Source organism: Kribbia dieselivorans NBRC 106261 (assembly GCF_001552435.1).
GTDB classification, from domain to species: domain Bacteria; phylum Actinomycetota; class Actinomycetes; order Actinomycetales; family Dermatophilaceae; genus Kribbia; species Kribbia dieselivorans.
The window spans coordinates 1-3,443 of record NZ_BCRE01000083.1 but is presented as its reverse complement, the minus strand read 5'-3'; the positions used below and the strand labels follow the sequence as shown (position 1 = coordinate 3,443).

The following is a 3,443-nucleotide window of genomic DNA, read 5'->3' as shown; positions in this document are numbered from 1 at the left end:
AGCGACAGGGGCGGGCCGGGTCGCCCGGCTGCGCCGCCGTCGAGGCCTGCGGCGCCCTGCCCTGAGATCGGCCAAGCACCACAGACACAGCAAGCGTGCTTCGCCGGCGAGGCGTCCCGCACGCTCGCCGGGGCGCAGGTCGTCCCCACACCGACACCGCGTCGGCTGTTTCACGAGCACCATCTCTACGTGTTCGGAAAGCTTGCGTTCCGGCATCCCCATCCCCCGCATCACGTTTCTGACTGTCCCAGTGAGGAGTATGGAGCACGGCCACAACACCACGCCCGGGGTCAAGTCCCGGCGATTGCGCGCGTCACACGAAACGGCGCTACATCGCAGGAAATATCGTGTGACGCTCGCACCCAACCTGTGACGCTCGGCTCGCGACCCTCCCGTGCTCAGGCCCGCCGACCAACCCTTGCCCAGCCCACGGCCATCTCGTATCGTAGGTACGTACCTACTTACCGGAAGGAGGAGGGTGCATGGCAACCATGACCGCACGGGAGTTCAATCGCGACGTGAGCGCAGCCAAGCGTGCTGCCGATCAGGGGGCGGTGGTGATCACCGACCGCGGCGAGCCCGCCTACGTCCTTCTGTCGATCCGTGACTACCGACGCCTGGGCGAGAGCGGTACGTCGCTCGTTGAGCGCCTGAGTATGGACGAGGACATCGACGTCGAGTTCGAGCCCGTTCGGCTGGATCTCTCGGTGCCCGAACTGTGAGCTACCTGCTCGACACCAACGTCATCAGCGAACTCCGCAAGCCCGCGCATCGCGCCAGTTCCGCCGTGCGTGCGTGGGTCGCCGCCAGGACTCCCTCGGACCTGCACCTGAGTGTCATGACCATCCTCGAAGTCGAGGTTGGGATCGGACGGCTGGGCCGTCGCGACACCTTGCAGGCGGACCGGCTGCGGACATGGCTTGAGGATGACCTGATGGGCTCGTTTCATGGTCGAATCCTGGCCATCGACCTTCCCGTCGCACGCCGCGCGGCGCAGTTGCACGTCCCCGACCCACGACCGGAGCGAGACGCACTCATCGCGGCCACCGCCATGACCCACGGTCTGACCGTGGTGACGCGCAACGTCAAGGACTTCGACGCGTTCGGTCTGGCGATCATCAACCCTTGGGAACAGGCTGCGGGTTCCTAGCAGAGTGGCGGCGCGCCCTCCGGATTCCGAGCGTTACACGAAACCGCGCTCCGTCGTAGGAAATAACGTGTGACTCTCGCACCCAACCTGTGACGCTCGCGGTGCGGCTGCCTCCTGTGCTGTGTAGGTGATGCCGGTTCGAGACGGCTGTCACAAAGATGCCGTAACGTCGCCGCACTGTGCCCCCAGGCCGCCGACGGCGGAGCATGCTAGAGGGGTTGGGGCCCTAAACCCGCCGGGGTCCGCTTGGAGGACGTCATGACACTCACGCGACGTGCAGCCACCACCGTCGCGGCTGCCCTCACGACCCTCGCGCTCGGTGGCCTGGTCACCGCGTTGCCGGCGCAGGCCGACCCGGCAACCCCGGGCGGCTATCCCGCGGCGTCATCGGCCACGCGCCAGTCTGGGAGGTTCTTCGACGCCTGCACCGCGCCTTCCCTCGCGGCGCTCGCGGCGTGGAAGGGGACCTCGCCCTATCGGGGGGTCAACATGTACTTCGGTGGGCCCAACCGGGCCTGCACGCAGCCGAACCTGACGGCGGGTTGGGTGCGGAGCGCTCGGACGTCCGGGAGGCATCTCGTGCCGACGTACATGGGCTACCAGCCGTTCTGCATGTTCGGCAACAAGCCCTTCAAGTTCACGGCGAGCACCGCCGCGGCCCAAGGGCGTAGAGACGCCACCGATGCCGTCGCCAAGGCGAAGGCGCTCGGCGTGCTCCCGGGCAGCGCGCTGTATGGCGACGTCGAGCACTACAACCGCGCGACGACCGGATGCACCACCGCGGTGCGCACCTATGCGTCCGAGTGGACCCGGACCCTGCACCGCAGCGGCTACCTGGCCGGCATCTATGCGCATCAGGACTCGGGCGTGCGCGACCTGGCCGCGAGCTACACCTCAACAAGGCTCGCGCGACCGGATGCGATCTGGATGGCGCGCTGGGACGGCGTCCCCTCGACCACCAACTGGGCGACGGCGAGCAACCGCCTGTGGGCGCAGTGGCAGCGGGCCAAGCAATACCGGGGCGATCACAACGAGACCTGGGGCGGGGTCACGCTCAACATCGACAGTGACGTCATGCGCGGGCCGGTCGCGACGGTGCTCCGGTCCTACCGCGTGACGTCGTCGAGCCGCCTCAACGTGCGCATTGGACCATCGAGCGCCTACCCCATCATCGGGACACTCAACGCTGGCGCCACCGCCTCGGTGATCTGCCAGTCGCGCGGTCAGCGCGTCGGGTCGACGGGCGTCTGGGACCGCATCAGCACCGGCGGGTTCGTCTCGGACCGCTATGTCTCGACGCCGTCGTCGACGACGTTCTCGGCACCCCTGCAACGCTGCTCCTACCCCGGTCAGATCACCAGTTCGGCGCCGGTCAACACCCGCTCGGGGCCAGGCACGTCGTACGCCGTCAACGGCTCGATCCAGGGTGGCGGACTCGCCTACGTCGCCTGCCAGAAGGTCGGCACGCGCGTCGGCACCACCCGCGTGTGGAACCAACTCGTCGACAACCGCTGGGTGAGCGACTACTACGTGTCGAACAGGTCCAACACGACGTACTCCGCTCCGGTACCGCGATGCCCGTGAGGGTCGCGGCCGAACTCATGATGAGAGGAGTGTCGTATGGCAACCATGAGCGCACGCGAGTTCAACCGCGACGTGAGCGCCGCCAAGCGCGCCGCCGATAAGGGGGCCGTAGTGATCACCGACCACGGCGAGCCGGCCTACGTCCTCATGTCGATCCGTGACTACCGACGCCTGGGCGAGAGCGGTGCCTCGCTCGTCGAGCGCCTGAGCGTCCTGACAATCCTCGAAGTGGAGATTGGGATTGGACGGCTGAGCCGGCGCGACTCGGTTCAGGCGGATTGACCCAAGACCGGAGCGAGACGCACTCATCGCCGCCACAGCCATGACCCATGGCCTGACCGCGGTCACGCGCAACGTCAAGGACTTCGACGCGTTCGGGCTGGCCATCATCAACCCCTGGGAACAGACGCCTGGTTCCCATTGAGTGCAGGACGCACGGCTACGGCGGCCAAAGGTGGTGGAGCCAAGGGGACTCGAACCCCTAACCCCCTGCTTGCAAAGCAGGTGCGCTACCAATTGCGCCATGGCCCCGAACGGTGACGGTCGAGTATACGCACCGCACCGCCGAGCGACCCAATCCGGCTCGATCACACACTCTACGATGATCTAGCACCAACGCTAGATCATCCAATACAGAGTCAGATCGGAGTCTCGAACCTCACGGACGGTCGGTGGCCTCGCCCCACGCATCGCCGTCCGCCGCGTCAGC

The 3,443-nt window shown here is 67.0% G+C and carries 4 protein-coding genes and 1 tRNA gene; 4 read left to right on the top strand and 1 reads right to left on the bottom strand.

Annotation, left to right across the window (positions count from 1 at the left end; all coding sequences use genetic code 11):
• Nucleotides 1–482: 482 nt before the first annotated feature.
• From KD1_RS07925 to KD1_RS07910, 4 genes are all read left to right on the top strand, one after another.
• Nucleotides 483–722, top strand: coding sequence for a type II toxin-antitoxin system prevent-host-death family antitoxin (locus KD1_RS07925; protein ID WP_068400104.1), 240 nt, complete (start codon nt 483–485; stop codon nt 720–722).
• Nucleotides 719–1,150 (top strand): type II toxin-antitoxin system VapC family toxin, encoded by a 432-nt coding sequence (locus KD1_RS07920; protein ID WP_068400101.1) that lies wholly within the window; start codon nt 719–721, stop codon nt 1,148–1,150. Before KD1_RS07925 ends, KD1_RS07920 begins: the two co-directional genes overlap by 4 nt.
• Before the next feature lie 258 nt (nt 1,151–1,408).
• Nucleotides 1,409–2,734, top strand: coding sequence for a glycoside hydrolase domain-containing protein (locus tag KD1_RS07915; protein ID WP_068400098.1), 1,326 nt, complete (start codon nt 1,409–1,411; stop codon nt 2,732–2,734).
• 36 nt (nt 2,735–2,770) lie between these two features.
• Nucleotides 2,771–3,016 (top strand): type II toxin-antitoxin system Phd/YefM family antitoxin, encoded by a 246-nt coding sequence (locus tag KD1_RS07910; RefSeq protein WP_068400095.1) that lies wholly within the window; start codon nt 2,771–2,773, stop codon nt 3,014–3,016.
• Nucleotides 3,017–3,189: 173 nt separating this feature from the next.
• Here KD1_RS07910 and KD1_RS07905 read toward each other — a convergent pair.
• Nucleotides 3,190–3,265: transfer RNA gene (locus tag KD1_RS07905), tRNA-Ala, on the bottom strand.
• Nucleotides 3,266–3,443 lie beyond the last annotated feature (178 nt).

What these genes read in the sequence shown, in the direction of transcription:
- KD1_RS07925 (WP_068400104.1), top strand. Translation starts at nt 483, where the DNA reads ATGGCAACCATGACCGCACGGGAGTTCAATCGCGACGTGAGCGCAGCC.
- KD1_RS07915 (WP_068400098.1), top strand. Translation starts at nt 1,409, where the DNA reads ATGACACTCACGCGACGTGCAGCCACCACCGTCGCGGCTGCCCTCACG.
- KD1_RS07910 (WP_068400095.1), top strand. Translation starts at nt 2,771, where the DNA reads ATGGCAACCATGAGCGCACGCGAGTTCAACCGCGACGTGAGCGCCGCC.